Source organism: Streptomyces sp. AcH 505 (genome assembly GCF_000818175.1).
Lineage (GTDB): Bacteria > Actinomycetota > Actinomycetes > Streptomycetales > Streptomycetaceae > Streptomyces.
Genome location: NZ_JTIY01000001.1, coordinates 4,045,989 through 4,072,775, shown reverse-complemented (window position 1 = coordinate 4,072,775; position 26,787 = coordinate 4,045,989). Strand labels below are relative to the sequence as shown.

The 26,787-nt window shown below is 71.1% G+C and carries 25 protein-coding genes, 1 other RNA gene and 1 pseudogene; 13 read left to right on the top strand and 14 right to left on the bottom strand.

All coding sequences use genetic code 11. The features are described from left to right. Positions 1 to 170: 170 nt before the first annotated feature. Complete coding sequence (locus HY68_RS18630) at positions 171 to 749, bottom strand: RNA polymerase sigma factor (RefSeq protein ID WP_041990357.1); 579 nt, start codon at positions 747 to 749, stop codon at positions 171 to 173. Between the two features lie 155 nt (positions 750 to 904). Then, a pseudogene (locus HY68_RS40815) lies at positions 905 to 1,078 on the bottom strand (glycosyltransferase); the annotation flags it as partial. A 230-nt stretch (positions 1,079 to 1,308) separates the two neighbouring features. Between HY68_RS40815 and HY68_RS18620 the strand changes: the two are divergent. Continuing rightward, complete coding sequence (locus HY68_RS18620) at positions 1,309 to 2,577, top strand: aminotransferase class I/II-fold pyridoxal phosphate-dependent enzyme (RefSeq protein ID WP_041990353.1); 1,269 nt, start codon at positions 1,309 to 1,311, stop codon at positions 2,575 to 2,577. A gap of 178 nt (positions 2,578 to 2,755) precedes the next feature. Further along, positions 2,756 to 3,322 carry a TetR/AcrR family transcriptional regulator gene (locus HY68_RS18615; RefSeq protein WP_241778777.1) on the top strand — a complete coding sequence of 189 codons (567 nt, stop codon included), beginning with the start codon at positions 2,756 to 2,758 and terminating at the stop codon, positions 3,320 to 3,322. On the opposite strand, the gene HY68_RS18610 is transcribed toward HY68_RS18615, so the two are convergent. Genes HY68_RS18610 through HY68_RS40810 form a run of 3 tightly spaced genes read right to left on the bottom strand, consistent with a single transcriptional unit; the run spans position 3,319 to position 6,088 of the window. Continuing rightward, positions 3,319 to 4,059 carry a class F sortase gene (locus tag HY68_RS18610; protein ID WP_052457134.1) on the bottom strand — a complete coding sequence of 247 codons (741 nt, stop codon included), beginning with the start codon at positions 4,057 to 4,059 and terminating at the stop codon, positions 3,319 to 3,321. The genes HY68_RS18615 and HY68_RS18610 overlap by 4 nt on opposite strands. A gap of 5 nt (positions 4,060 to 4,064) precedes the next feature. After that, entirely contained in the window at positions 4,065 to 4,982 is a 918-nt protein-coding gene (locus tag HY68_RS43845) for a DUF4397 domain-containing protein (RefSeq protein WP_052457133.1), read from the bottom strand. A 32-nt stretch (positions 4,983 to 5,014) separates the two neighbouring features. Beyond that, positions 5,015 to 6,088 carry a hypothetical protein gene (locus HY68_RS40810; RefSeq protein WP_041990349.1) on the bottom strand — a complete coding sequence of 358 codons (1,074 nt, stop codon included), beginning with the start codon at positions 6,086 to 6,088 and terminating at the stop codon, positions 5,015 to 5,017. Positions 6,089 to 6,707: 619 nt separating this feature from the next. On the opposite strand from HY68_RS40810, the gene HY68_RS18595 reads away from it, so the two are divergent. Further along, entirely contained in the window at positions 6,708 to 7,109 is a 402-nt protein-coding gene (locus tag HY68_RS18595; RefSeq protein WP_041990347.1) for an ATP-binding protein, read from the top strand. 58 nt (positions 7,110 to 7,167) lie between these two features. Here HY68_RS18595 and HY68_RS18590 read toward each other — a convergent pair whose 3' ends face one another. Further along, the gene (locus HY68_RS18590) at positions 7,168 to 7,776 is read right to left on the bottom strand and encodes a TetR/AcrR family transcriptional regulator (RefSeq protein WP_041990345.1); all 609 of its coding nucleotides are present in this window, start codon (positions 7,774 to 7,776) and stop codon (positions 7,168 to 7,170) included. Positions 7,777 to 7,853: 77 nt separating this feature from the next. Between HY68_RS18590 and HY68_RS18585 the strand changes: the two genes are divergently transcribed. Continuing rightward, on the top strand, positions 7,854 to 8,843 hold the full coding sequence (locus HY68_RS18585; protein ID WP_041990344.1) for an SDR family NAD(P)-dependent oxidoreductase: 990 nt from the start codon (positions 7,854 to 7,856) through the stop codon (positions 8,841 to 8,843). 6 nt (positions 8,844 to 8,849) lie between these two features. On the opposite strand, the gene HY68_RS18580 is transcribed toward HY68_RS18585, so the two are convergent. Together HY68_RS18580 and HY68_RS18575 are read right to left on the bottom strand one after the other, a co-directional pair. Beyond that, the gene (locus tag HY68_RS18580; protein WP_041990341.1) at positions 8,850 to 9,431 is read right to left on the bottom strand and encodes a mismatch-specific DNA-glycosylase; all 582 of its coding nucleotides are present in this window, start codon (positions 9,429 to 9,431) and stop codon (positions 8,850 to 8,852) included. A gap of 60 nt (positions 9,432 to 9,491) precedes the next feature. After that, entirely contained in the window at positions 9,492 to 10,019 is a 528-nt protein-coding gene (locus HY68_RS18575) for a TetR/AcrR family transcriptional regulator (protein ID WP_041990339.1), read from the bottom strand. A 116-nt stretch (positions 10,020 to 10,135) separates the two neighbouring features. Here HY68_RS18575 and HY68_RS18570 point away from each other — a divergent pair, with 116 nt between their 5' ends. Further along, positions 10,136 to 10,849 (top strand): MBL fold metallo-hydrolase, encoded by a 714-nt coding sequence (locus HY68_RS18570; RefSeq protein ID WP_041990337.1) that lies wholly within the window; start codon positions 10,136 to 10,138, stop codon positions 10,847 to 10,849. On the opposite strand, the gene HY68_RS18565 is transcribed toward HY68_RS18570, so the two are convergent. Beyond that, positions 10,830 to 12,113 (bottom strand): MFS transporter, encoded by a 1,284-nt coding sequence (locus HY68_RS18565; protein WP_241778614.1) that lies wholly within the window; start codon positions 12,111 to 12,113, stop codon positions 10,830 to 10,832. The genes HY68_RS18570 and HY68_RS18565 overlap by 20 nt on opposite strands. A gap of 458 nt (positions 12,114 to 12,571) precedes the next feature. Between HY68_RS18565 and HY68_RS18560 the strand changes: the two genes are divergently transcribed. The 3 genes from HY68_RS18560 to HY68_RS18550 are packed head-to-tail and all read left to right on the top strand — an operon-like array spanning position 12,572 to position 15,707. Next, a complete protein-coding gene (locus tag HY68_RS18560) occupies positions 12,572 to 14,179 on the top strand; it encodes a PP2C family protein-serine/threonine phosphatase (protein ID WP_241778613.1) in 1,608 nt (535 codons plus the stop codon). Continuing rightward, on the top strand, positions 14,176 to 15,279 hold the full coding sequence (locus tag HY68_RS18555) for a cobalamin B12-binding domain-containing protein (RefSeq protein ID WP_041990335.1): 1,104 nt from the start codon (positions 14,176 to 14,178) through the stop codon (positions 15,277 to 15,279). The genes HY68_RS18560 and HY68_RS18555 overlap by 4 nt, the downstream gene beginning before the upstream one ends. Beyond that, on the top strand, positions 15,276 to 15,707 hold the full coding sequence (locus HY68_RS18550) for an STAS domain-containing protein (RefSeq protein ID WP_041990331.1): 432 nt from the start codon (positions 15,276 to 15,278) through the stop codon (positions 15,705 to 15,707). The genes HY68_RS18555 and HY68_RS18550 overlap by 4 nt, the downstream gene beginning before the upstream one ends. Before the next feature lie 39 nt (positions 15,708 to 15,746). Here HY68_RS18550 and HY68_RS18545 read toward each other — a convergent pair whose 3' ends face one another. After that, on the bottom strand, positions 15,747 to 16,529 hold the full coding sequence (locus HY68_RS18545; RefSeq protein WP_041990328.1) for a DUF899 family protein: 783 nt from the start codon (positions 16,527 to 16,529) through the stop codon (positions 15,747 to 15,749). A 328-nt stretch (positions 16,530 to 16,857) separates the two neighbouring features. Here HY68_RS18545 and HY68_RS18540 point away from each other — a divergent pair, with 328 nt between their 5' ends. Next, entirely contained in the window at positions 16,858 to 17,655 is a 798-nt protein-coding gene (locus HY68_RS18540; RefSeq protein WP_241778612.1) for a DUF3152 domain-containing protein, read from the top strand. 14 nt (positions 17,656 to 17,669) lie between these two features. Here HY68_RS18540 and HY68_RS18535 read toward each other — a convergent pair whose 3' ends face one another. From HY68_RS18535 to HY68_RS18525, 3 genes are read right to left on the bottom strand one after another with little or no spacing between them, the layout of a single operon-like run. Next, positions 17,670 to 20,015, bottom strand: a complete 2,346-nt coding sequence (locus tag HY68_RS18535) for an FdhF/YdeP family oxidoreductase (protein WP_078863669.1) — start codon at positions 20,013 to 20,015, stop codon at positions 17,670 to 17,672. Between the two features lie 52 nt (positions 20,016 to 20,067). Next, a complete protein-coding gene (locus HY68_RS18530; protein ID WP_041990324.1) occupies positions 20,068 to 21,096 on the bottom strand; it encodes a cytochrome d ubiquinol oxidase subunit II in 1,029 nt (342 codons plus the stop codon). Position 21,097: 1 nt separating this feature from the next. After that, a complete protein-coding gene (locus HY68_RS18525) occupies positions 21,098 to 22,543 on the bottom strand; it encodes a cytochrome ubiquinol oxidase subunit I (protein WP_052457132.1) in 1,446 nt (481 codons plus the stop codon). Between the two features lie 115 nt (positions 22,544 to 22,658). Between HY68_RS18525 and HY68_RS18520 the strand changes: the two genes are divergently transcribed. From HY68_RS18520 to HY68_RS18510, 3 genes are all read left to right on the top strand, one after another. Further along, a complete protein-coding gene (locus HY68_RS18520; RefSeq protein WP_052457131.1) occupies positions 22,659 to 23,807 on the top strand; it encodes a PP2C family protein-serine/threonine phosphatase in 1,149 nt (382 codons plus the stop codon). A gap of 226 nt (positions 23,808 to 24,033) precedes the next feature. Then, the gene (locus tag HY68_RS18515; RefSeq protein WP_041990321.1) at positions 24,034 to 24,969 is read left to right on the top strand and encodes an alpha/beta fold hydrolase; all 936 of its coding nucleotides are present in this window, start codon (positions 24,034 to 24,036) and stop codon (positions 24,967 to 24,969) included. An 82-nt stretch (positions 24,970 to 25,051) separates the two neighbouring features. Next, on the top strand, positions 25,052 to 25,792 hold the full coding sequence (locus tag HY68_RS18510; protein WP_041990319.1) for a class I SAM-dependent methyltransferase: 741 nt from the start codon (positions 25,052 to 25,054) through the stop codon (positions 25,790 to 25,792). A gap of 60 nt (positions 25,793 to 25,852) precedes the next feature. Here the strand turns inward: HY68_RS18510 and rnpB are convergent. Further along, an RNA gene (gene rnpB, locus HY68_RS39735) (RNase P RNA component class A) lies at positions 25,853 to 26,253 on the bottom strand. A 120-nt stretch (positions 26,254 to 26,373) separates the two neighbouring features. On the opposite strand from rnpB, the gene yaaA reads away from it, so the two are divergent. Continuing rightward, on the top strand, positions 26,374 to 26,787 hold a 414-nt coding region (yaaA, locus tag HY68_RS45250), incomplete at its 3' end, for a peroxide stress protein YaaA (RefSeq protein WP_041990316.1).

The following is a 26,787-nucleotide window of genomic DNA, read 5'->3' as shown; positions in this document are numbered from 1 at the left end:
CTGCCACGGTGACGGCGGCGACCGCGCCGACAGCCGCGAACCGCCAGTCGGTGCGGAACCGCCGTACCTTACGGCCGCGCGCCGCCGCGTCGAGCAGCCGCTGCCGTCCGGGGGTCAGCCGGGCCCGGTCGGGGCGTGGCCGGTCGTCCAGTTCGCGCAGGAGGTCCATCTCATCCATGGGCGGTCACCGTCTCCGAGGCGTCGAGCACGAGTGTGGGATCGGCCCCGAGGGCCTTGCGCACCTTCTTGCGTGCGCGGTTGAGCCGCGAGCGGACGGTGCCCAGCGGGATGGACAGCGCGTCGGCGACGTCCTGATAGCTCAGATCGGCCCAGGCGACGAGGAGCAGCACGTGCCGGTCCCCTGCGGACAGGTCCGCGAGGGCGCCGCGGAGCGCGGCGTGCGCGGTGACCCGGTGGTCGACCTGGTCGGTCCACACCTCGGCGGCCGGTGGGTCCTGCGCCCGTGCGCGGAGGCTGCGGATCTCGACGCGACGCTCCTTGCCGATGCGGTGCGCCGCTATGCCGTACAGCCAGGGCCGCGCGGTCTCCCGCCGCCCGTCGAACCGGCCGCGCGAGCGGAACGCCTCCAGGAACGTGTCGGCCGTGATGTCGTCGGCAGCCGCGTCCCCGATACGGCGTGCGGCGTAGCGGTGGATGTCGGGCGCGTGGCGCTCGTAGAGAAGCGCGAAGAGTTCCGGCTGTTCCAGTGACTGTCTGATGATGGTGGCGTCATCGGGTGGCCCGGTCACCTGGCCTCCTTCATGGGTGCAGACCGTGTGCGGACGGCGTGCGGACGGGTACGGACGGAACCTGACGCCCGTACTTCCCGTGAGGGCTCGAAAAGGTTCACGCTCACCGCCTGGGCGGCGAGTAGGTGATCTCGTCCAGCTGGTAGTAGTCGGCCACGCAGCCGGCGGGCCACGGCCTGGTCGTAGCCCTGGCCGTGCAACTCCAGCATGCGCGTGATCAGTTCGGGCGGGTGCTGGAGGTCGGCGTCCATCAGGACGACCGCCCGCCCGCTCGCCCTGCGCAGTCCGGCGAGCATGGCGGCCTCCTTGCCGAAGTTACGGCTGAAGTTGAAGCACGGCGCAACCACCGACAGATCCGGCATTCGCAGCTTCCCCCGCGTTCTCGGCCGGGCCGCACCCCAGGTCCTGGCCGACGGGGCGCCCGTGTCTGCCCCTTGTTGCCCGCAGCCACCGGACAGGTTCACGTCCCTCAGCGCGTACGGCGCCTGCGGCGGTCCGCGCGCCGGTTTGTATTCTCGGCAGCAGCACCTGTCGAAGCAGTACCGCGAGAGGAAACACCATGACCACCGAGCTGAGCCCAGACGCCCTGACGCGGCTCCTCGACCAGGCCCGCCAGGACTACCAGGACCTCGCGGGACGTGGGCTCTCGCTCGATCTCACCCGAGGCAAGCCGGCACCCGAGCAACTCGACCTCTCCGACGAGCTGTTGAGCCTGCCCGGCGGGCCGCACACCGCGGCCGACGGCACGGACGTACGCAACTACGGCGGCCTGCAAGGACTTCCCGAGCTTCGCGAGATATTCGCCGGGGTGCTCCAGGTGCCCGCCGCGCAGCTGCTCGCCGCCGGGAACTCCAGCCTTGAGCTGATGCACGACAGCCTGGTGCACGCCCTGTTGAGCGTGCTGCCCGGCGCCGAGTCGCGCTGGGTCGACCAGGAGCGGATCGCCTTCCTGTGCCCGGTGCCCGGCTACGACCGGCACTTCGCGCTGTGCCAGCGGTTCGGCATCGACATGATCCCGGTGCCGATGACCGAGGACGGCCCCGACATGGACGCCGTGGAGCGGCTGGTCGCCGAGGACCCGGCGGTCAAGGGCATCTGGTGCGTGCCGAAGTACAGCAACCCGGACGGCGTTTCGTACAGCGACGCGACCGTGGCGCGGCTCGCCACGATGACCACGGCCGCGCCCGACTTCCGGATCTTCTGGGACAACGCCTACGCGGCGCACCACCTCACCGACGAGCCGGCCGAGATCGCCGATCTGCTCGGTGCCTGCGCCGAGGCGGGCAACGCCGACCGGGTGTTCGTGTTCGGCTCGACGTCGAAGATCACGGCGGCCGGCGCCGGCGTCGCGTTCTTCGGCGCATCGCCCGCCAACCTGAAGTGGCTGCTGGCGAACAACGCCAAGCGGTCCATCGGCCCCGACAAGGTCAACCAGCTGCGGCACGTCATGTTCCTGCGGGACGCCGACGGCGTACGGGCCCACATGGAGCGCCAACGCGCCCTGCTGCGGCCCAAGTTCGACACGGTGGCGCGGATCCTGGACGCGGAACTCGGCGGCACGGGGCTGGCGAAGTGGACCTCCCCCAAGGGCGGTTACTTCGTGACCCTGGAGGTGCCGGACGGCTGCGCCAAGGAGGTCGTACGCCGCGCCGCCGAGGCGGGCATCGTCCTGACCCCGGCCGGTGCCACCCACCCGTACGGTGACGACCCGCGCGACGCGGTGATCCGCGTGGCGCCCACCTACCCGAGCCTCGCGGAGCTGGAGCAGGCGATCCTCGGCCTCACCGTCTGTGTCCGGCTCGTCGGGTACGAGCAGCGCGCCCGATAAGGGCTGAGCTTGGCCGGCCGCTTCCCGCTCTGGCATCATCGGGTAAACGGAACCTTGCTCCGATAACGGTACGGAACGTCGCACGCCGTTCCGTACCGTTGCCGGAGCGGCGCGCAGAGAGGACGGCCCAGTGAGCGACAGCGACGCCACCGGGGGCTCGGGGCCGGCCCCGGACCCGGTGCGGGCCGCCCGGCCCAAGCGGGCCGATGCCCGGCGCAACAAGGAAACGCTCCTCGACGCCGCCGCCGCGATCTTCGTCACCGCGGGCGTGGAAGCTCCGGTCCGTGACATCGCGGCCAAGGCCGGTGTCGGCACGGGCACGATCTACCGCCACTTCCCGACCCGGGCGGACCTGATCATCGCCGTCTACCGGCACCAGGTCGAGGCATGCGCCGAGGCCGGGCCCGCCCTGCTGGCGAGCAGCGCGTCCCCGCACGCCGCGCTGGGGCAGTGGATCGACCTCTTCGTCGACTTCCTCGTCACCAAGCACGGGCTCGCCGCCGCGCTCCAGTCCGACGACGCGGGCCTGCACGCGCTGCTCAGCTACTTCCGCGACCGGCTCGTACCGGTCTGCGGCGAGCTGCTCGACGCCGCTGCCGCCGCCGGTGAGATCCGCCCCGACATGGACCCCCTGGAGCTGATGCACGGCGTGGGCAACCTCTGCGTCGGCGCCGACAGCGATCCGCACTACGACGCGCGGCGGCTGGTCGGGCTGCTGATCGCCGGACTGCGCCTGACGCGCTAGCGCGCTCGCGCGCCGGCCGGCTGGAGACGCGCGAACACCACCACGTTGTCCGGGTAACGGTCTCCGTCGAACGTCCCGCCGCAGGTGATCAGCCGCAGTTGGGGGTCCGGCCGCGCGCCGTACACGTCCTCCGTGGGGAAGGCGTCCTTCGCGTACCGCCGCACCGACGTGACCTGGAAACGTACGTAACTGCCGTCGCTGAGCGAGACGGTGATCGTGTCGCCCTGCCGCAGCAGCGACAGATCGGCGAAGACGGCGGGGCCGTCGAGCGAGTCCACATGACCGACCAGCACGGCGGGTCCCGGCTGTCCCGGCAGCGCTCCGCCCTCGAACCAGCCCGCCTGCTGGGGATCGGTGGGCGAGTTGAGCGTGCCGCCAGAGGCGAGACCCAGCGTCTCCAGCGAACTGCGCACCTGGAGCGCGGGGATGGAGACCGTGGTCGGCCGCGCCCCCGACTCCGGTGTCGCGATGGAGGGTTGGGCGACGACCGCGCCCTGCGGGTGCGCCACGTTGGGTCCGGGGTCGCCGGGCCGCGTACCGGCCGACTGGATGTCGGGCGCCGTCGCCGCCGCCCTCGCCGTGTCCGACAGGCCCGCCCCGTCAGCGGCGAACGGCCCCGCGTGGGCCAGTTGCAGCCCGAGGCCCACCGCGCCGCCCGCCGCCGAAGCCGCGCCGAGCAGCGTGAGCGAACCGAGCACGGCCCGGCGCGGGGAGCGGCGTCTGGCGTGGCGGCCCACGGGTGTCAGGACCTGCGCAGCCGTCGTACGCCGAAGAAGGCGAGCGCGGCTCCCGCGAGGAGCGCCGCCGCCCACCCGGCCGTCGCACCGGCGCCGGACGAGGCGCCGTCACCGGCGGACGCGTCGGCCACGGTGGACTTCGTACCGCTCAGACCGCCGAATCCGGCCTCGACACCGCCCTGCGGCTCGATGGAGGCGCCGTCCGAGTCCGTCAGGTCGAGGAGCTTCGGGGCGGCGCCGGACGACGACAGCACCACCAGTGTGTGGGTGCTGCGGCCCGCGAGGTCCAGCGTCCGCGAGGTGGTCGCGCCGCCGCTGCTGACCTGGACGGCCGTCGCGCCGGCCGGGACCGAGGCGTACGGCGTGGACGTCGGGAAGCGCAGTGTGCTGCGGTCGCCACCGGCGACATTGACGTTGACCGAGGGCTGGTTCAACGACGCCTGGATGATGCGCAGTCCCGCCATGTCGGCGCCGGCGGATATCTGGTCGGGCAGGGTGCGGAGTTGGAGCGCCGAGCCAGGCCCGAGCCCGGCGACGGTGTACGCCTTGCCCTTCTTGACCTGGACGGTCGAGCTGATGACGGGCGTGGCCGAGGCGGCGGCGCCCGCCGCGCGCATGGCCACGGTGTACTGGCCGGTGGCGACCGACTCGTACGGGGAGGCGTCGCCGTACGACACGTTCCGCAGGACCATCGCGGCCTTGGCGCCGCCGAACGGGTAGAGGTACACGTCGACGGCCGGAGCGCCGGGCGAGAAGTGCGCCAGTCGCACCCAGCCGCCCGACCAGGCGTCGCTGCCGGAAGCGGCGGCGGGCCCGGCGAGCACACCGGTGCCGAGCGCGGCGGACAGCAGCACCGCCGCGCACACGCGGACCGCGCGGGCCGGGGACCTGCGGGTGACGACGGGCGGTGCGGTGGATCTCATGCGTCGGGCCTTTCTCGGGAACGGGGAGGAGTTCAGGAGGCCGCTGACGCGGCCGACTCGGCGGTGGGCGTGGCGAGCAGGTCGAGGGGCGCGGGCTGGGAGTAGCGCAGGCTCAGCACTCCGGGTTCCTGACCGCGTGCCGCCCGTACGGCGGTGTCCAGCGGCAGGTAGGGCGCCCGTTGGGCGGTGACCAGCGCGCGCAGTGCGACGGCCGCCGTGGCGTGGCCGGCCGCCGACACCCGGTCGACGGTCGATATCTCCAGCGCGCTGCGCGGTACGCCCACCGCGGCGCCGGGTGCGGCGGGGCCGAACGACGTCACGGTCACGGTGTGTTGGCCGCCCAGCGTGGCGAGCAGCGCACATACGCGCATGTCCACCCGTCCCGCGCCGAGCAGTTGGCGGGCGGGTCCCGTGAAGGTCAGCCGGTCGTTGCCGAGCAGCGCCTTGCCAGCGGCGCGCCGCGCCGCCGCCTCGTCGGAGGCCTGTACGACGTACGCGGCGCGGCCGGCGTGGGCGACGGGATACAGGGCCGTGGCCCGGTCGCCGGTCCCGAAGACGGCCAGCGCGTCCGGTGCGATCACGTTGTCGATGCCCGCGCCGAGCCGGCGCCGCAACGTCGAGGTCACGGCCGCCACATCGGCGCTCTGCAACTCTTCGGCGCTGTCGCCGACGCGGACGGTCGAAGCGACGGGAAAGCCGACGGCGGCGAGCGAGCCGCACACGGCGGCGTCGCAGGCCACGACCTGTCCGGCGCCGATATGGGTCGCGATCCACCGGGCCGCCTCGGTCCGGACCTCGGGCGAAGGGCCGCTGCCCGGCCCGTCCTTGGCGTCGGCGGAGTCGGCGTCGGCGGAGTTCTGCGAGTGGTCCTGTCCGGTCTTCCCGCCCACCAGCAGGACGGTTCCCGTCACCAACGCGGCGACGACCACGACGGCCGCCGCTGCGTACGGCCAACGCCGCTGTCGGCGGCCGAAGTTCCTGCGCACGAAGGACCGGAGGGTGTTCCAGTAGATGCGCGCCCACGACGGTTCGTCGCGCGGCGGCACGGCCGGCTGTGCCGGTTCGCGCTCGGCCGGGCGCCGAGGTTCGAAGAGATTCTGTGACATCGCACATTCACTAAGAAAGGACAAGACGGGTTTGCATATCAACACAAACGATCGCGAGTAGCAATACTTGTAGCTCAATGTTCATAAGGAGCGGTCAGCGGCGGACCGAAGAAGGGAAACGCCAAAAGGCACACCGAATTCCTCCCTGACCGGGAATCAAATTCCCCGGCGGGAGTGCGGCGTGCTCGTCACCCGTTCACAAGATCCAGATCCCAGCTCCTCCTGTTGGCTGCCAACCGGTATTCGGTGCCGCAGTCGGCACGGATTGGTCGAGATTCGAAAATATGAACCGGCGCCGCCGGGCGTAGGGGCGCCCGGCGACACCGGCGTCGGAGGGGGTCTACGCGAGCCGGAAGGGGCCGCGGACCGGGGACATCAACAGCCGTCGTTGGCAGAAGGAGAACGACTGGTTCCGGGCCGAAGTCAAGCCGTGGGTAGGGGCGGAAGTCAAGGGGTGATCATTGCGAAACCTGCGATTCGGGACCCATCCGCCGGCCGCTCGGCACCGAATAGTCGATGGCAGACCGGAGGAAAGGCGGTGGCGGCCCCTGCGAAAGCGCCGGGTACGACGGAGGGTTACGTTTGCGCTGCCGCGAAAGCGGTGCCGGAGGCGGAGGGAATGATCGCGCCCGAGCTCCTGGGCGAAGAAAAACCAGGCGAGGAAAACCCGCCGATGATGCCGGCGGATGCCCGCCGCCGGCTACGTGACGCACTGCGCCGCCCGTCCGTCCGCACGGACGAAGAGCGCCTGGAGAACGCCGTGTTGGTGACGTCCGAGTTGGTGACGAACGCCATCAGACACGGCGGAGGTCTCACCGGGTTCTCCGTGACCGTGCTGGACGACTCGTGCGAAGTGACGGTCGCGGACCGCAGCACCCGGCTCCCGTCGGCCCGTACTTGGCGATGTGACATCCACCCGGGCGGCTTCGGCTGGCCCATCGTGCACCGCTTGGCGAACGCGGTCGCCGTCACCGTCACCTCGACGGGAAAGACCATCCGCGTGATCCTGCCGCTGCGTTGACGCGAACTCCGCCGGATCGTGAGCTCAGCCGGGTCGTGGGTTCAGCCGGATCGCGAACTCAGCCGGATCGCGGGACGCGCTCCAGCGCGGGCAGCAGCAGGTCGACGCCGGTGGTCATACGTGCGACGAACTCCTCGCGGGTCGCCGCCTGGTGTTTGATGCCGTTCGCGGTGCTGAGCAGCGTCTGCGCCACATCGTTCGCCACGCCCGCGCGGCCGGCCGGCGCTGCGGCGGTCAGGGCGTCGGTGACCAGCCCGGCGAACCGGGCGGAGTATTCGGTGACCATCGCACCGAGCAGGTCCGGACTGCTGTCGAGCAGGACGGCGACGTCCTTGGCCAGCGGTCCGACGTAACGGCCCGTCCAGTGGTCGAAGGCCTCGACGAGCCGGTCGCCGAGCGGGCGTCCGGTGTCGGCCAGGGCCCGTTCGGCGGCTGCGACGTCACCGTCGAGCGCGTGCGTGGCGGCGGCCCTGAAGAGGTCCCGCTTCGAGGCGAAGTAGAAGTACAGACCGGGCCGGGAGATGTCGGCGGCCCGGGCGACATCGTCCATCGATGCCTTCCGGTAGCCGTAACGGGCGAAGGTCAGCAGCGCGGCGTCCAGGACATGCGCACGCCTGCCTGCCTCGCCCTCCTTGCCCCTGCTGACGTCGGATTCGGCGGAACTCACCCCCAGAGTGTACTCGACCGGAGACTTACTAGACAGAGTATGCTTGGTTTGTATAGTCGAGCTATCAGGAGACCGCCATGACAACGCCCCGTCCGCTCATCACCACACGCTTCGACGCGGCGAGCACGGCTGACGAGGTCGTCGCCGGTGTCGACCTCAGCGGCATACGTGCCGTCGTCACCGGTGCCTCGTCCGGGATCGGCCGTGCGACCGCGACGTCACTCGCCCGCGCGGGCGCCGAGGTCACACTGGCGGTCCGTAACACCGTCGCGGGGCGCGAAGTCGCCCAGGACATCGCGCGGTCGACCGGCGGCCGTGGCGGTGTGCACGTCGCCGCCCTGGACCTCGCCGACCGGGCGGCGGTGACCGGCTTCGTCCGGAGCTGGGCCGGTCCGCTGCATCTGCTGATCAACAACGCGGGAGTCATCACCCCAGGCCCGGCCAGGACTCCGGACGGCTGGGAGCTGCAGTTCGCCACCAACCACCTCGGCCATTTCGCCCTGAGCCTCGGTCTGCGTGCCGCCCTCGCCGCGGGCGCCCGCGAACGCGGCGGCGCGCGGATCGTCTCGGTCAGTTCGACGGCGCACATGCGCTCACCCGTCGTGTTCGACGACCTCCACTTCGCGCGGCGCGCTTACGACCCGCAGGCGGCCTACGCGCAGTCCAAGACGGCGAACTCGCTGTTCGCGGTCGAAGCCACCCGCCGCTGGGCGGCCGACGGCATCGTCGCCAACACCGTCAATCCCGGCGGCGTGGCCACGGGCCTGCAACGGCACTTCACGCAGCGGCAGAAGGACTACCTGGCCGACGCCGAGGCCGCGGGCGTCTTCACGTACAAGACCCCAGGACAGGGCGCCGCCACCACGCTCGTCGCGGCGGTCGCCCCGGAGTTCGCCCGCACTGGCGGCCACTACCTCGACGACGGTCGCGAGGCCCACACCGTGCCGAACGACGCCGAGTTGTTCGACAACAGCCACGGCGTCAAGGAGTGGGCGATCGACCCCGACACCGCACGGGAGCTGTGGACGGTCTCGCTCGGCCTCATCGGCGGCGACGACGCACCGTAGACCGGTCTACGCGGGCGGGGCGAAGACGTCGATGCCCGCCGCGACCGCCACTTCGCGGTACGCCTCGCCGAGGCCCGCCGCCGTGGCGTGGGCGTTGAGACCGCTCGGGTTGGGCACCACCCACAGTTGCGCGCCGCCGACGTCCTCCGGCTGCCGCCCCACGACGGCCTTCGGGCGGCCGAAGGCGATCCGGTAGGCCGTGATGCCCAGCATCGCCACGGCGTTGGGACCGATACGGGGCACCCGCCGCGCCAAGGACTCGGCGCCCGCGGTCAGTTCGTCACGCGACAGCTCGTCGGCACGGGCCGTCGCACCGGGCACAAGGCTGGTGATCCCGACACCGCGCGCCTCCAGATGCGCCCGGTCGTCCGGATCGAACCCCGCGGACGCGTCGATCTCCCGGTCCAGGATGCCCGCCCGGTACAGGGCCGGATAGAAACGGTTGCCCCTGCGGCCGAAGTGCGCCTGGACAGCGACCGTCCGCAGCCCCGGGTTGATCCCGACGAACAGCAGCCGCACGTCGGGCCCCAGCAGGTCGGGCAGCGTACCGCCGCGAAAGGCCGCCAGCTCGGCTTGAGTGAATTTCACAGCCGGACTGTAGAGCACCTGCAGGGCGCCCGGCGCCTGAGCCCGTGAGCGCCCGGCGCCTCAGTCCGTGAGCGCCCGGCGCATGCGGGCGATGCCGTACTCGAATGCCTGGTCGACGTCTCCGCCGAGCCGGAAGGCGCCGGCCAGCTCCATCTGGATGAAGCCGGTGGCCCACGCGGTCACCAGCCGCGCGGCGTCAAGCGCGTCGCGCTCGCCCACGAGTTGCCGGGACGCGTGGAGAATCGGGGCCGCGGCCCGTTGCAGCGCCTCCGTCGGCGCGAAAGGGGAAGCCATGGTCAGCCGAAAGGCCTCGGGACGCTCCTTGGCGTACCCGCGGTACGTGCGCACCACCTCTTCGAGTGAGCCGTCGGTCGCATCGATCCGGACGATCAGCTCGTCGATCGTGGCCTCGCCGACGGCGACGAGCAGCGCGGCGCGGTCGCGTACGTGCTTGTAGAGGGACGGGGCACGGACCCCGACACGCTTGGCGATGCTCTGCATCGTCAGCCCGTCCTGACCGCCCGACTCCAGGATGTCCCGGCCCGCCGCCACGATCGCGCTCCGCGAGGTCTTCTCAGGAGTTGGCATGGATCACCCTTCCACAGCGAAAGCTATTTCCCATAGCCATCAAGGCTATGTATCGTAGCCATCGTAACCGACCGCGATCCGCGACCGGCGATCCAGCAGCCCTCGAAAGGGGAGCCATGAAGCTCGCTCCGCACCTGCACCGCCTCGGCAACGATGTGGTGTCGTGCTATCTGATCGACACCGACGACGGCATCACGCTCGTCGACGCGGCCCTCCCCGGCCACTGGCACGACCTGCAGAACGAGTTGCGCTCGCTGGGCAAGACCGCCGACGACATCCGGGGCCTCGTGCTGACGCACGGGGACTCCGACCACATCGGCTTCGCCGAACGGCTGCGCCGCGAACACGGCGTACCGGTGTACGTGCATGCCGCCGACGCCGACCGGGCGCGCACGGGTGAGAAGCCCAAGACGCCGCTCGGCACGATGAAGGTCGGCGCCGCGCTCGGCTTCTTCTCGTACTCCCTGCGCAAGAACGGTCTGCGCACCACATACGTGAGCGAGGTGGTCGAGGTCGCCGACGGCGACGTACTGGACCTGCCGGGCAGCCCGGTGATCGTCGGGATGCCGGGCCACTCGCCGGGCAGCGTCGCCGTGCACGTGCCGCTCGCCGACGCCGTGTTCGTCGGGGACGCACTGACGACACGGCACGTCCTGACGGGACGTACGGGTCCGCAGCCCGCCCCCTTCACGGACGATCCGGCCGAGTCGCGCGCGTCGCTCGACCGGCTCGCCCAGCTGCCGGCGTCCTGGGTGCTGCCCGGCCACGGCGCGCCCTCGCACGCGACGCCTGCCGAGGTGGCCGAGGCGGTCAGGCAGGCCGCCGGGTAAGCGGTACCGCCGCATCCGTGGCCGTATCCGCATCCGTGGCCCGCAGTACGTCCTCGCGGCGCGGCAGCAGCAGCGGTGTGACGAGCAGCAGCACCCCGGCGAGCGCGATTGCCGTACGAGGGCTCGTGACGGCGGCCAGCAGACCCCACACGGCGGTCAGGGCCGCGATGGAGAGGCTGCTGCTGACCGACCAGGCGGACAGGGTGCGGGCGGCCCGGCCGGGCGCGGTCTGGTCGAGCCGGTAGGTGGCCAGCACGGGGTTGAAGACTCCGATGCAGGTCACAAGGCCGAGCTGGACGACGATGACGAGCACGATCCCGGGGATCCCCGGCTGGACGAACGCCAGTCCGACGGGCCAACAGGCGCGCGCCGCACCGGAGACGAGCAGCACCCTGCGCCGCCCGAACCGCGCCGCCAGCCGGTGTGCGACGCGTGAGCCGACCAGGCCACCGACGCAGGGAGCGGCGAACACGAGACCGTACTGCCACGGGGTGAACCCGAGCCGGCCCAGCAGGAGTACGGCGAGCAGCGGCTCGGACGCCATGATCAGGCCGTTGACCAGGATCGAGTTGAGGAACAGCGGGCGCAGCACGCGGTGGGTGAGGATGTGGCGCCACCCGTCGAGCAGATCGCCGGCCCGCAACCGGGGCGCCGTACCTTTCCGTACGGGGGACGGTTCGCCGCCGCCGATGGCGCGGATGCCGAGCGCCGAGAGCAGATAGCTGACGGCGTCGGCCAGCACCGTCGTCACCGGCCCGAACAGCCCGATGGCAGCGCCGCCGAGCGGCGGTCCGACCACCGTCGCCGACCATGTGGTCGACTCGAAGCGGCCGTTGGCGACGAGCAGGTGTTCCGGCGGCACAAGCGCCTTCAGATACGCGCCGCTTGCCGACTTGAAGGCGATGTCGGCAGCCGCGACGAGGACGGCGACGACGAGGAGCTGGCCGAAGCTGAGCCGGCCGAGCGCGAAGGCGGCGGGGATGGTCATCATCGCGGCGAACCGGGTCAGGTCCATCGCGATCATGACCGGCCGTTTACGGCGGAACTCCACCCACGGGCCGAGCGGCACGGCGACCACGGCCCCCACCGCGCGCCCCGCGGCGGCGAGCGCCGCCACCTGCGTCGGCCCCGAGTGCAGGACGACGATCGCGATCAGCGGGAACGCGCCGAACCCGAACCCCGTGCCGTACGAACTGACCGCGAACGCCGCCCACAACCAGCCGAACCGCCGCCCCAGCGCCCGCCTGCCCACCGTCTCCGCCACGCCCCACGCACCTCTCCCCCGACCCGCGCGAACAGCCGTCCGCTGACCACCGGCATCAAAGCGCGGGGAAGACAGCGAGATCAAACAACCGACCGACCGGACAGCCACAACCGTCCGTTGTGCCCTGGGTATGAGCGCGTGGATCGCGATTTGTTCGGCCGGGTCCGAACAGCCGTCACCCGTACCGGGAGAACCCGCCGCACCGGATCACCGGCGCCGCCGCCGGAACCGGAAAGGCCAGGGCCGGAACGGCGGAGGACTGATCCGCCGCGTTCGGGGAATCAGCGTGGTTGCACGATGGACAAGGCTTGAGAGATCGTTGCTGGGAGGCAAGGTTCTTCGGATCGGGGAGGTGAGGGATTCGCACAGCGGGTCCTCAACGCATGGTGATTTCAACCCGGACGGAATCGGATGCGGGCTCATCGACGAGCGTTTCGTGGCGCGGTGCCCCCTATCCGGTGCTGGTGGCTGACACCCGCGGGACTCTTGTCTTCGTGAACGAAGCGGCGGGTGCGCTCCTGCCGCGGGCGCGTGCGGGAGCCGCGCTCGACGACGTGGCGCCGGACTGGCTGTCCTTGGCGCACGAGATCTTCCGGCCCTCGTCCAGGGACGCGTCCCAGGAAACTCCGGCAACGGATGTTGTCCGGGGCTCCGTGGGCGAGCGCAGTTTCGAGGCTCACCCGACCGTCCAGGCTGCCCGGACGGCCGAGGGGAACCGCACCGTGGCGTGGTGGCTGGTCGAGGACACGGATCACCGACTGGCGCGCGAAGCGCTGCGTATGGAGCGCGCGCACACCGAACTGCTCGCCCGCTCCTCCAACTTGTTGCTCTCCTCTCTCAACCTGGAACGCTGCATGGACGTGACAGCGCAGATGGCGGCGGCACATCTCGCCGACGCGGCCCTGGTCATCGCCACCCCGCGAGCCGGCCGGCTGCCCGTGGTGACCTGCCTGCGCGGCGGCACACCCGCCATGTCCCACCCGACGGTGGAACCGGACGACGTACCCGGGCTGAGCGAGGCGCTGCAGGGCTTCCCGCCGGTGCCGTCGCGCTGGCTCGACCCCGACCTCGCGCCGAGCTGGCTGGTGCCCGAGGGGTTCGGCACGGTCGGCTCGATCGTGATCACCCCGCTGCCCGGGCATGGGATGCCCGCCGGGGCCCTGGTGCTGCTGAGACGTTCGGACACGCCCGCGTTCACGGAGCGCGAGGAGGTCTTCGCCCGGCTGTTCGCCGCGCGTGCGGGCGCCGCGATGTCCGCTGCCCGGCTGTACGCGGAGCAGTCGGCGATCTCGGAAGTCCTGATGCGCGAACTGCTGCCGCCCGCCCTGCACCAGGTCGGCGGGGTCGACTTCGCCGGCGGCTACCGGCCGTCCGGGGACCACGAGCGGATCGGCGGGGACTTCTACGACGTACACCCGTCGGCGACCGAGGGCGAGGCCTCGCTGGCCGTGCTGGGAGACGTGTGCGGCAAGGGGCTGGAAGCCGCCGTGCTGACCGGCAAGATCCGCAACACCCTGCACGCGTTGCTGCCCATGGCCGACGACCACCAGCAGATGCTCACCCTGCTCAACACGTCGCTGCTCAACTCCCACCACACCCGCTTCGCGACGCTGGTGCTGGCATCGGCACTCCGCCAGGGGCACGAGGTGCAGCTGCGGCTGACCAGCGCCGGCCATCTCGCCCCGCTGATCCTGCGGGCGGGCGGCGAGGTCGAGGAGGCCGACACGCACGGCACACTGGTCGGCGCGATCCCCGACGCCCGCTCCCACACCACGGCGCTGACCCTCGCGCCGGGCGAGACGTGCGTGCTGTACACGGACGGGATCACCGAGGCGCGCGGCGGCCCGCTGGGCGAAACCCTGTTCGGCGAGAAGCGGTTGCGCCGCACGCTGTCGGAGTGCGCGGGCATGCCGGCGGAAGGGATCGTGGAGCGGGTACAGATGCTCGCCTCCGAGTGGGTCGGTGACGGCCGGCACGACGACATGGCTGTCGTGGTGATCTCCGCTCCGCGTACCCACCACCTCAGTGCGGTGAACGGCCGCACTCGGGGCAGGTACACCGCGTGACCCCGAACACCTCAGCTGTCTCCACCGCGTCGGCCCCGCACGGGGCCGGGCGGTGGGCGGACGAGCTGTGGCAGGCCGTCGCGTGCGCCGACGAGTACACCGCGACGGGGGTGGTGCTGCACGCGCTGGAGCAAACCCTGGACCCGGAAGGCGTGTTGCTCGACCTGATCGCGCCCGTGCAGGGCAAGGTCGGCGAGGAGTGGGCGGCCAACCGGCTGACCGTCGCCCAGGAGCACGCGGCCACCGCCATCAACGACCGCGCCGTGGCCGCGCTTTCGCTCCACCCCGTCGCCCGCACGAGCGTCGAGCGGCCGGGCAGGATCACGGTCGCCTGCGTGGACGGCGAATGGCACGCCCTGCCCGCCCGGATCCTGGCCGAGGTGCTGAAACTGCGCGGCTGGCAGGTCGACTACCTCGGCGCCCAGGTGCCCACGCCCCATCTCATCGCGCATCTGCACCGCACGAACTGCGACGCGGTGGCGCTGTCCAGCTCGATCGCCACCCGGCTGCCCACGGCGCACGCGGCGATCACCGCCTGCCAGGCCGTGGGAGTGCCGGTCCTCGTCGGCGGAGCCGCCTTCGGTACGGACGGCCGCTACGCCCGTCTCCTCGGCGCCGACGCCTGGGCCCCCGACGCCCGCGCCGCCGCCGAACTCCTCGTCCGCACCCCGCTGTCGCGCCCGCACCCCCACCACCAGGCCATCGACGACCTGCCCCATCTGGCCGACCAGGAGTACACCATGGTCGCCCGCAGCGGCCGGGCCCTGGTGCGCGCGGTCTTCAGCAAGCTGGAGACGGCCTTCCCCGCCATGCGCGACTACAGCGAACTGCAGCGTGAGCACACCGCCGCAGACCTCGCGCACATCGTGGAGTTCCTCGGCATCGCCCTCTACACGGGCGACGAAGACCTCTTCACGGACTTCCTCACCTGGACCGCCGGGATCCTCACCGCCCGCGACGTGCCCGCCCACAGTCTGCCCCCCGCCCTGCGCTTCCTGGCCGCCGAGCTGAAGGACTTCCCTCGCGCGACGAGGATCGTCCAACTCGGCGCCGAGCGCCTCACCTTGTCCTCCCTCACCACCGCCGGGAGCACCGCATGACCACGATGCCACCGAGTCACCTGCGCCTGACGGCCGTCGACAGCGAGACGACCGTCCGTATAGAGCTGCACGGCGACCTGGACTTCGACAACGCCGACCAGCTCCTGACGGCCGTCAGCGGCAAACTCACGGACAACGCCCACCTGCGTGACCTGCACCTGCACTGCGCGGGCCTCGGCACCACCGATTCCATGGGCCTGGCGACGCTCCTGATGATCCGCCGCCGCGCCGACGACGCGAACGTACGCCTCCACCTGGACGACCGTCCCCCCGCGCTGAACCGCATGCTGTCGATCACCGGCACCCTGGACCATCTGACAGCGCCCCCCGCCAGTGCCGACGACGCCTTCGCCGAAGCCGAGGAATCCCCCGCGGGCCAGGAACAGGCCCTGTCGGCCCGCTTCCCCGGCCCGGACCACGGGGCCTGACCCAGACCCCTCGTGGCCCGCGCCGTCCCCCGCCCCGCGTCAGTGGTGGTGACCCTGGCGGCCCAGGGTTTCCACCGGGGTGGCGCCCGGGCGGGTCCATTGCGGGACGGGGCGGCTGGTCGGGCCCCAGGTGGGCGCGCCGGCCGCGTCCGCGCGCCAGGACCAGCAGGCGTCGTGGCCCTCGGGCCGGCCTTCGGGGTTGTCCTCCCAGGCCTCGCGGCGGCCGTAGGGGGTCATGTCGAGCAGGCCGATGGAGCCGTTGACGCGCTCGACGCCGCGGCCCGTCGTCGCGTACGTCAGGAATACCCGGTCGCCGTCGCGCAGGTAGCTGGTGAGGGAGCCCATGCTGTCGCCGATCGGCGCGTCCGCCTCGCGCACCGAGTACCAGGGCCCGGTGTAGCCCATGAACGCGACGTAGGGGGCTACTTCGTCCCAGCTGCCCGTGGTCAGGACAGCGAACGAGACGCCGCTGACGTTGAGGTACGTGGCGTCCTGCAGGTGCCAGGCCGTGGTGGTGCAGCCCTCGCACTGTCCCTGGTGCGGTGCGCCGTCATGCCACATGTGCTTGTACACCACGAGCTCGTCGCGGCCCTGGAAGAGGTCCAGGAACGGGACAGCCCCCTCGGCCCCGACGACCTCGGCCTTGCCGTCGAACTCCACCATCGGCAGCCGCCGCCGGGCCGCGGCGAGGGCGTCGCCCTCCCGCGTGTACGCCTTCTCGCGGACCAGCAGCTCGTCACGGGCGGCCTGCCAGGTGGCCATGTCGACGACGGGCGGACGGGCGGACGGCGCGCCGGCCGCGCCGTTCGGTGTGGTGGTCATGGTGCCTCCGTGAAGTCTCGTACCGGGCGGCGTCGTACGGCGTACTACGACACTCACCGGAACAGACTCCGGTCGGGGCCGGAACTCATCGCGGCAGGGTCGTCCACCGGCGAGGCGGGCAGGCCGAGGAGTCATTCGTTATCTTTTCGTGATCCTCCGGACCAACGTCCATCATGTGGTGTGAGCAGTCTGCGCTGCCATGCCCTCCGCACGACAGCAAGAACCCGCACCTCACACCGACAGCACCGGCGCAGCCCACCGGCGCGGCCGTACGCGTAGCGGTACGCGCGGCAGTGCCCGCAGCCGTGCGCGTCGGCGGCGGCGAGGTGTGCTCCTCGGCGTACTCGTAGCCGTCGGACTGCTCGGCTCCGTGGCGTTCTTCCTGGGCGGCGACCGCGATGCGACGTCGAGCGGTGCTTCGCGTCCGCCGCGCGTGGTCGACATCCGGCCGGCCCCCACCCGCTCGGCGACTCCCTCCCCGAGCGCCACCCTCAGCCCCACGCCCGAACCGACACCGACACCGTCGTCGCCCGCCCCCGGTGCGACCAAGGTCCCCGCGTCGGGACCTGGCACCTTCGCCACCGCACGGGCCAGGCGCACCAGCGTCGGCCACGGCGCCCACCGGCTCCGCTACCGGGTGGAGGTCGAGGACGGTTCCGGCCTCTCGTCCGTGGCCGCGGCCGACGAGATCGCCGACATACTGGGCGCGCCCCGGGGCTGGACCAACGACGGGGTCTCGTCGTTCCAACTGGTGGGCCCCGGTGAGACGTACGACCTCCGGGTGCGGATCGCGACCGCGCACACGGCCGACGCCCTGTGCTGGGCGGGCATCCACCAGGACACCGGAGGCGAGTACAACTGCGAGGTGCCCAACGGGGTGGTGGTGAACCTGAAGCGCTGGATGAAGGGTTCGCCCACCTTCGACGGTCCGATCCACGACTACCGGGCCCTGATCATCAACCACGAGATGGGCCACTTCCTCGGCCACCAGCACGAATCATGTCCGGGGACCGGACAGTTGGCCCCCGTCATGATGCAGCAGATCAAGGGCCTGCACGGCTGCGTCGCCAACGCGTGGCCGTACGACAAGAAGGGGCGCCTGATCGCGGGACCGCCGGGGCTGTGAACTCCGCACCCCGGTCAGCCGGAGGCCGTCACGCTCACCAACTGATGCTTCGTCAACGGCTGGTCGCTCTGCGCGCTGTAATCGCCCAGCCCGCAGAGGATGTTGAGCTCCGGCATGTACCCGGCGACACTGCCACGCGGGATGTCGTACGCGACGACGTGGTACCCGTACACCGAGCGGGTACTGCCGTCGCGGGCGTGGCTGGTGATGTCGATCAGGTCCAGCTCACCGAGACCGCGCGCCGCCATGTCCTCGCGGTTCATGAAGAGCAGCGTGCGCAGGTTCTTGACCCCTCGGTAGCGGTCGTTGTCCGAGTAGATCGTGGTGTTGAACTGGTCGTGCGAGCGCATCGTCGACAGGACCAGCCGGCCCTCCGGCGGCACGACGTCCGGCAGCGGCGACTCGTGGAACTCGGCCCTGCCGGAGGCCGTGAGGAAGACACGGTCGCGGGCGGGCTGGGCGATACGGAACCCGAGAGGCTCGCGGACCCGGCGGTTGAAGTCCTCGAACCCCGGGAGCACCCGGGCCATGGTGTCGCGGATCCGGTCGTAGTCGGCGGTGTACGACTCCCACGGGGTGTGCGACGCCGGCAGGGTCGCGCGGGCCATCCCGGCCAGGATCGCGCACTCGGACTTCAGGTCCGGCGACACGGGGTGGCGCATGCCGTACGAGATGTGCACCATGCTCATCCCGTCCTCGACGCTCACCCCCTGCTCCCCCGATGCCTGCATGTCGTGCTCGGTGCGCCCGAGACAGGGCAGGATCAACGCCCGCCTGCCGTGCGCGAGATGGCTGCGGTTGAGTTTGGTGCTGACCTGCACCGTCAGTTCGGTGTTACGCAGTCCGGCGTCGGTGGCGTCGGTGTCGGGCGTGGCCAGCGCGAAGTTACCGCCGAGCGCGACGAACACCTTCACCTTGCCCTCGCCCATCGCCTTGATCGTGTGGACGGTGTCCAGCCCGTGCGCGCGCGGCGCGTCGATCTGGCAGACCTCGTCGAGCACGTCGAGGAACTGGGGCGTCGGACGGTGGTCGATACCGCACGTCCGGTTCCCCTGCACGTTGCTGTGCCCGCGCACCGGCGAAGGCCCGGCGCCTTCCCTGCCGATGTTGCCGCGCAGCATCAGCAGGTTCACGATCTCGCGGACCGTGTCGACCCCGTGGTCCTGCTGGGTGAGACCGAGGCACCACGAGATGATGGTGCGGTCCGAACGGAGGTACGCCCGCGCCAGTTTCCTGATCTGCTCCTCGTCGATCGCGGACTGACGGACCAGGTCCGCCCACTCCGTACGCCGTACCAGCTCGCGGTACGCGTCGAAGCCCGCGCTGTGCACGTCGATGAACTCGCGGTCGAGCACGGACGGATCGTCCTCGGCGGCCTCAAGTACCGCCTTGGCCACGCCGCGCAGCAGCGCCAGGTCGCCGCCGATGCGTACCTGTACGTCCATGGTGCCGGTGTCGGTGGGACGGAAGGCGGCCATCGCACCGAATTCGTGCGGCACGATCGTGCGCCGCGAGGCGGCCTCGACCAGCGGGTTGACGTGGACGATCTGCACGCCCCGCCGGTACGCCTCGGCCAACGCGGTAAGCATCCGGGGGGCGTTGGTGGCCGCGTTGACCCCCATGACGATCAGCAGGTCGGCCTCTTCCCAGTCCTTGATGTCGCAGGTGCCCTTGCCGGTGCCGAGGGACGCCTGCAACGCGCGCCCTGAGGCCTCGTGGCACATGTTCGAGCAGTCGGGCAGATTGTTGGTGCCGAACTCGCGGGCCCACAACTGGTAGAGGAAGGTCGCCTCGTTGCTCAGCCGCCCCGACGTGTAGAACGCCGCCTCGTCCGGGCTCGCCAGCCCGCGTAGCGCCGTACCGACCAGGTCGAACGCGTCCTGCCAGCCGATCGGTACGTACTTGTCGGTGGCCGGGTCGTAGACCATCGGCTCGGCCAGCCGCCCCTGGTCCTCCAGCGCGAAGTCGCTCCAGCCGGACAGTTCGGTGACGGTGTGCGCGGCGAAGAACTCGCGGCCGGCCTTCTTGTGCGTCATCTCCCACGTGACGTGCTTGATGCCGTTCTCGCACACGTCCAGATGCAGACCCTTGATGTCGTCCGGCCACGCGCACCCCGGGCAGTCGAACCCGCCGTTCTCGTGGTTCATCTTCATGACGGCCTTCGGCCCGTTCGCCGGCTCGCGCGTCCTGGCCAGCACCTTCAGCACGCTGCGCGCGGCGCCCCAGCCCGCCGACGGCGCCGTGTCGTCGTGCTGGGAGGGCTCCTCCCCCTGACGGTTCGGCCCGCGCCCGCGCGCTGCGACACCTGGCGCTCCCCGGCCCAGGTCGTCCCCGGGAATCCTGCGGGGTGTGTTCGACATGAGGATCTCCTCGTCGCACGAATTATCGTGTGATGACGGACATCAATTCAGGCTACGCCCGGTCGCCGCGACCTTCATCCGCTGGTTCTTCCGCGCCGATGGCGCCGCGTCCCGCCAGCCGGAAGAGCAGGACCACCGAGGGCAGGATCAGCACCACCGCCACGCAGGCGACGCCCACGAGCACATTGAGGGTGGCGTCCGGCGACGCGGCTTCGTGCAGCGAGCGGTGCGTACCCAGCAGGTACGGGTACTGCGACACGCCCCAGCCGCACACGACGAGCGCGACGGCGGCCGCCGCGATCTGGCGCTGGCCGCGGGTCCGGCCCGCCCACAGCCCGACCATGCCGAGCACACCGCCGAGAGCGGCCACGACGACCAGCGGCAGCGCCCGGTGGCTGAGGTTGTGGAAGAGCCGGGGCGCGTCCGACCGGAGGACGAAGATGCCGCCGATGCTGACGGCGCCGGTCACCGCGCCCACGACAAGGCTCCGGACGCGGAAGTAGCGGTACATCGCCTGGTCGCCGCCGCGGTACGTGGCCACCATCAGATAGGTGGCGGCGAGGTACGCGCAGACGAGCACCGCGAGCACGCCGCCGAGGGCGCCGGTGGGGTTGAGCCAGCTGGAGACGGCGTCGCCGTTGCCCCGGGTCGGCACCCGGCCCGAGGCGAGGGCCCCCGCGATGGAGCCGAAGCAGTACGGCGTCAGCACGGACGAGAGGGCGAAGGCGGCACCGTACAGGCGCTGTTCGCGGGTGCGGATCGCGGTCTTGCGGAACGCGAAGCCGGCGCCGCGCAGCACGATGCCGAGCGCGGCGAGGACCAGCGGCAGGTAGAGGGTGGTGGTGATGGCGGTGAAAGCGGTGGGGAATCCGCTCCACAGGATGACGAGACAGTAGATCAGCCAGGTGTGGTTGGCCTCCCACACCGGCGCGAGTGAGGTGTCGATCGCTTTGCGCGGCGCCCGGCCGCGCCGCGCGCCGCCCGCCACCAGGTCCCAGAAGCCGGCTCCGAAATCGGCGCCGCCGAGCAGGCAGTAGGCGATGACGCCGATGAAGAGGAAGACCGCCACCGCGTCCGGCACCCTAGGACACCTTTCCCTGGGAGTGGCCCGGGTGCCCCGCCGGGGGTTTGTCCGGGGGTTCCGGTCCGTACGGTACGTCGACGGTCTCGTCGCCGTGCTGCCGCCAGCGCGCCTGCATGGACCGCAGGACCCACAGGGCGCCGGCGCCGACGGCGATGTACAGGGCGAGGACGCAGCTGAACAGCGCCCACAGGTTGCCCCGGGTGGTCACGGCGTCGCGGGTGAGCAGCAGTCCGTCCACGGTCCAGGGCTGGCGGCCGACCTCGGTGACCACCCAGCCGCTCTCCAGGCACAGGATGGCAACGAAGCCGCTGACGGATGCGGCCCACAGGAACGGCCGGCTGACGGCGATACGCTCGCGGCGGCGCCACCACAGCCAGGCGAACCAGAGCGCGAGCAGCAGCAGAAGGCTCGCGGCGCCCACCATGACGTCGAACGCCCAGTGGACGATGTTGACCTGCCGGTCGGTGGGCCGTACGTCGGCGGGGATGGCGTCGAGCCCCTTGATGGTGGTCGACGGTGAGAAGTCGGCCAGCAGGGAGGCCACATCAGGGATGGGGAGGCCGTACCGGGGCTCGCCGTCGATCAGTACACCGCCCAGCGTCTCGGAGACGTGGCTGTGGGTCCTCGGGAGCAGTTCGATGGCGGCGAACTTGTTGGGCTGGTCGTTGAAGACCTGCCGGGCGATGGTGTCGCCGACGAACATCTGCACCGGCAGTACGCAGGCGGCGACCGTGAAGCCGATCTTGAAGCCGAGCTGGTGGTAGGCGCTCCTGCGGCCCTTGAGCATGCCCCACGCGTACACACCGGCGACGACGAAGCCGGCGACGATGTACGCGGCGAGGAGCATGTGCAGGAACTCCCACCAGAAGGCCTTGTTGAAGAACACCTCGGCGGGCCGTACGCCGACGACGGCGCCGTGTCTGACGGTGATACCGCCGGGCTCGTTCATCCAGGAGTTCGCCGCGATGACGGAGGCGGTGCCGCCGATACTCGACAGCGCGACGGGCACACCGGACCAGAAATGGGCCCAGGGCCGCATTCGGCCCCAGCCGTAGATGTAGATCGAGACGAAAATGGCCTCAAGGAAGAAGAAGAGCCCTTCGACGGCGAAGGGGAATCCGAAGGCGGGGCCGTATTTCCGCATCAAGCCGGGCCAGAGAATGCCCAGTTCGAAGGAGAGCACGGTCCCGGTGATGGCTCCGACGGCGAACAGCACGGCCGCCACCTTCGACCACCGCCGCGCCAGCAGGAGCGCCTGGCTGTCACCGGTGCGCAGGCCGCGGTGGTGGGCGACGAGCATCAGCGTGGTCAGCGCGACACCGAACGGCACCAGGATGATGTGGAAGCCGAGGGTGAAGGCCATCTGCTCCCGGGCCGGGAGGAGTTGGGCGGGTTCTGCGGGCAGCGCCGACAGGTGCCTGGCGATGTCGGACGGTCTGAACACCTTGCACCTCTGTTTATGCGAAGTGCGTGAATTTTAGGTTTTTCACGTACCGAGGATGCGGTGACGCGCCGCCGCCTTCACCGCATTCGGTGCGTCAGGCAACAAGAATGGGCGGATGGATATCCGGCGGTTGCATGATTTCCCGGGCCGCGCCGCAGGACGGCTGCTGATTGTTCCCATTGTTCTGATTATTGTGATCATCACGGTGGCACTGGTGTCACCGAGCGACGTCTATCTCAGCCCGCTGCTGGTGATCGCACCGGCACTGACGGCGTCGTTCGCCGGGCCCTGGCGCACGGCCATCATCGCGGCGGCCGCGGTGGTGGCCCAGGTCGTGATCACGGCGCTGGACGGCGGAGTGGGCACGACGAACCATGTGTGGCAGTTCGCGGCGCTGGTGCTGCTGTCGGCGGTGGTGGTCTTCTTCTGCTACCTGCGCGAGGCGCACAGCCAGCAGCTGAGCCGGGTACGGGTGGTGGCCGAGACCGCGCAGCGCGTCCTGCTGCGCCCGCCGCCCGAGCAGCTGGGCCCGCTGCGGGTGGCATGGCGGTACCTGACGGCCGACGCCGACGCGCAGATCGGCGGCGACCTGTTCGCCGTCGTACGCCCCGACCCGACCCGCAGCCGGGTCGTCATCGGCGACGTAAGGGGAAAGGGCCTGGCCGCCATCGGCGAGGCGTCCGTGGTCCTGGGCGCGTTCCGCGAGGGGGCCAGGCACTGCGAGACGCTGCCCGCGCTGGTGCGGGCGATGGAGGAGAGCGTCAGCGCGGACATCGAGGACGCAGGCGACATCGAACAGGACCCCGGCGAGCACTTCGTGACGGCGCTCGTCCTGGACCTGCCCGACGCGAGCGGCCGGGGCGCGATGATCAACTGCGGCCACCCGCCGCCCCTGCTGCTCCGCGACGGCCAGGTCACGGTCCTGGAGTCGACCGACCCGGCACCCCCACTGGGCCTCGGCAGCCTGGGTACCCCCGGCCTGCACAGCGACACGTTCACCTTCGCCGAAGGCGACACGCTCCTGCTCTACACGGACGGCGTGATCGAAGCCCGCTCACCCGAGGGCACGTTCTACCCACTGGCGGAACGGGCGGCGACGTTCCCCCTGACGGGCCCGGAGGAACTGCTCCACCACCTGCTCCAGGACATGACGGCACACACGGAGGGCCGGCTCTCGGACGACGTGGCGGTCCTGGCCATCAAACAAACCCCACACCGCCAGGCCCCTGCACCGCACCCTCAGCCGATCCTCCGGCGAGCCTGAGGACGGACCCGAGCAGAGCTGGCACTTATTGCAAAGGGACCGGCGGGAGCGGGGTGGTGAGGCCGGGCACGGGCGGCGCGTGGTGATCGGTTGCGGGGGTTTTCCCTACCGTGCCCGCGCGACTCAGTTGCACCACTGACACACGTGTCAGCCGGATTCTGCGACCGGCAGAGCCGCCGAATGATGGACATCACCGTCTCCACACCATCCATCGTCAGGATCAGTGATGTCCCGCACCACACCCAACCGCCGTTCCGTGAACCGCGCCGTGTCCGCCCTCGCACTGCTGGTCGTGGCTGCCGGCGCCGTTACGGCCTGCAGCGACGACAACTCCGCCGCCAAGCAGCCGAGTTCGCACTCCGCCGTCGCGTCCGCGTCCCCGGCGACCAGCGACATCGGCAGGACCAAGCTGCACATGGTCGACAACGGCGGTCACCGGCTGGCCTTCTACGTCACGCGGGGCAGCCGCTCCACCATCGTCCTGGACTCCGGTGGCGGCGAGTACTCGTCGCAGTGGAAGGACATCGTCCCCAAGCTGCACGCGGCCACCGGCGCCACCGTCATCACCTACGACCGCGCCGGTCTCGGCAAGAGCGACGTCGTACCCGGCCCGTGGAAGGTGCGGAGCGCTGTCAGCGACCTCAAGGCGGGGCTCGCGCAGTTGGGCATCACCAAGGATGTGACCCTGGTGGCCCACTCCCAGGCCGGTGAGGTCGCCAACTACTTCGCCCAGGACAACCCCCGGATGCTCTCCGGTGCGGTCCTGGTGGACGCCAACCTCCCCCAGTTCTTCACGGACGAAGAAATACCCCGCCTTGTGGCCGCGACCCAGCCCGCCGTGGACGCGGCCAAGAAGGACCCCGAGAGGCCGGAGAACCGCCAACTCATCTCCACCGCGGAGGGCTTCGCCGCCGCACACCAGGCATTCCACAAGGTGACATGGCCCGATTCGGTGCCGGCCACGGTCGTGGTCTCCGAGAAGACTCCGTTCGACGGGTCTCCCGAGGATGCCCAGCGCTGGCGTGACGCCGCCGCCTCGTTCGCCCACGCGGCGCCGAACCGCACGCTCGTCACCGCCAAGGGCTCATCCCACGAGGTACCGACGGACCGTCCCGGCTTCGTGCTCAAGGAGATCGAGGGCATGTTCGCCGCCCGGCACTGACCTCCAACCTCAAGCGGGCCGCGTCTGCGGCTGCCGTAAAACGCAGTCGCCGCGCGGCCCGGAGCCGCGTACGTTCGCCTCCATGGTTGACGCAGCCTTCGGACATCCGCGCCTCGCCGCCCTCTACGACCCACTCGATCCGGACCGCGGCGATCTCGACGCGTATCTCGCGATGGCGGAGGAGTTCGGGGCACGGTCCGTGCTGGACATCGGGTGCGGTACGGGCGTGTTCGCGCTGCTCCTCGCCGCACGCGGGATCGCGGTGACCGGGATCGACCCCGCGCGGGCGTCCGTCGACGTCGCACGCGGCAAGCCGGGCGCTGAGCGGGTGCGCTGGCTCGACGGGAACGCCGCGGACCTGCCGCCCCTGCGGGTCGACCTGGTGACGATGACCGCGAACGTCGCCCAGGCGATCACCGATCCGCAGGCGTGGCGTACGACGCTGCGCGGCGCCTACGAGGCGCTGCGACCCGGCGGGCGGCTCGTCTTCGAGACGCGCGACCCGGCGCGGCGCGTGTGGGAGGAGTGGGCGCGGTGGACGCGCGAGACCACGTACCGCGTGACGAACATCCCCGGCGTCGGCCGCGTCGAGACCTGGGCCGAGCTGACGGACGTGAGCCTGCCGCTGGTGAGCTTCCGGGGGACGCACGTGTTCGCCGCCGACGGGGACGTACTGACCTCGGAATCGACACTCCGCTTCCGCGATCGGCCGGAGATCGAGCGGGACCTGCACGAGCACGGCTTCGTCGTCGAGGACGTACGCGACGCACCCGACCGGCCGGGCAAGGAGTTCGTGTTCGTGGCGGCGCGCGGCCTCGCGTGATCCGTCCCGCGCGGAACGCCTGAGTGCACAGCGCCACTCCGACCAGGGCCGGAGTGGCGGCAGACGAGTCAGGCTGTACGCCGGGTTCTGTCTCTCGGTCGCCTCGCGGCGGCCGGGGAGGCGGCCATCCATCTAGGGCCGGCGTTGCCGCCGGCCTCGTGCGGTCTACCCGCGGACTCGGGCGAGCAGCCCTCGGACGTCCGCGCAGGGCCGTCAACCGACGACCCCTCTTGACCTTGCTCCGGGTGGGGTTTACCTAGCCGCCCGAGTCACCTCGGGCGCTGGTGGTCTCTTACACCACCGTTTCACCCTTACCCGGCGCCGAAGCGCCGGGCGGTCTGTTTTCTGTGGCACTGTCCCGCGGGTCACCCCGGGTGGGCGTTACCCACCACCCTGCTGTGTGGAGCCCGGACGTTCCTCGGCAAGATCGGTGATCTTGACGCGGCCGCCCGCCCGGCTCGTCTGCCGTGCCGTTCATGTTACCCGGCCGGAGGGGTGCGGAACGCCTCCGCCGCTGTTCGCCTACCCTGGCGCCCGGGGGCCGCGCACCCCGTCAGTTGATCCGCCGAAGGAGAACCACCGTGCTCGTGCTGTTGCCGCCGTCGGAGGGAAAGGCCGCCTCCGGGCGCGGTGCCCCGCTGAAGCCCGAGTCGCTGTCGCTGCCGGGGCTCGCCGGGGCCCGGGAGGCCGTGCTGGACGAGTTGGTCGAGCTGTGCGCCGCCGACGAGGAGAAGGCGCGCGAGGTACTGGGGCTGACCGAGGGGCTGCGCGGCGAGGTCGCCAAGAACGTGCTGCTGCGGACGGCGGGGACGCGGCCGGCCGGGCAGCTCTACACCGGCGTGCTGTACGACGCGCTGGACCTGGCCACGCTGGACGCTGCGGCGCGCCGGCGGGCCGCGAAGTCGCTGCTGGTCTTCTCCGGGCTGTGGGGCGCCGTGCACATCGGTGACCGCATCCCGCCCTACCGCTGCTCGATGGGGGTGAAGCTGCCCGGC

Coding starts and splice junctions, on each gene's coding strand:
- HY68_RS40810 (WP_041990349.1), bottom strand. CDS start 6,088: ATGTCACAGAATCTCTTCGAACCTCGGCGCCCGGCCGAGCGCGAACCG.
- HY68_RS18515 (WP_041990321.1), top strand. CDS start 24,034: ATGTCCCGCACCACACCCAACCGCCGTTCCGTGAACCGCGCCGTGTCC.
- HY68_RS18520 (WP_052457131.1), top strand. CDS start 22,659: ATGGATATCCGGCGGTTGCATGATTTCCCGGGCCGCGCCGCAGGACGG.
- HY68_RS18595 (WP_041990347.1), top strand. CDS start 6,708: ATGATCGCGCCCGAGCTCCTGGGCGAAGAAAAACCAGGCGAGGAAAAC.
- HY68_RS18570 (WP_041990337.1), top strand. CDS start 10,136: ATGAAGCTCGCTCCGCACCTGCACCGCCTCGGCAACGATGTGGTGTCG.
- HY68_RS18620 (WP_041990353.1), top strand. CDS start 1,309: ATGACCACCGAGCTGAGCCCAGACGCCCTGACGCGGCTCCTCGACCAG.
- HY68_RS43845 (WP_052457133.1), bottom strand. CDS start 4,982: ATGAGATCCACCGCACCGCCCGTCGTCACCCGCAGGTCCCCGGCCCGC.
- HY68_RS18575 (WP_041990339.1), bottom strand. CDS start 10,019: ATGCCAACTCCTGAGAAGACCTCGCGGAGCGCGATCGTGGCGGCGGGC.
- HY68_RS18510 (WP_041990319.1), top strand. CDS start 25,052: ATGGTTGACGCAGCCTTCGGACATCCGCGCCTCGCCGCCCTCTACGAC.
- HY68_RS18585 (WP_041990344.1), top strand. CDS start 7,854: ATGACAACGCCCCGTCCGCTCATCACCACACGCTTCGACGCGGCGAGC.
- HY68_RS18535 (WP_078863669.1), bottom strand. CDS start 20,015: ATGTCGAACACACCCCGCAGGATTCCCGGGGACGACCTGGGCCGGGGA.
- HY68_RS18545 (WP_041990328.1), bottom strand. CDS start 16,529: ATGACCACCACACCGAACGGCGCGGCCGGCGCGCCGTCCGCCCGTCCG.
- HY68_RS18550 (WP_041990331.1), top strand. CDS start 15,276: ATGACCACGATGCCACCGAGTCACCTGCGCCTGACGGCCGTCGACAGC.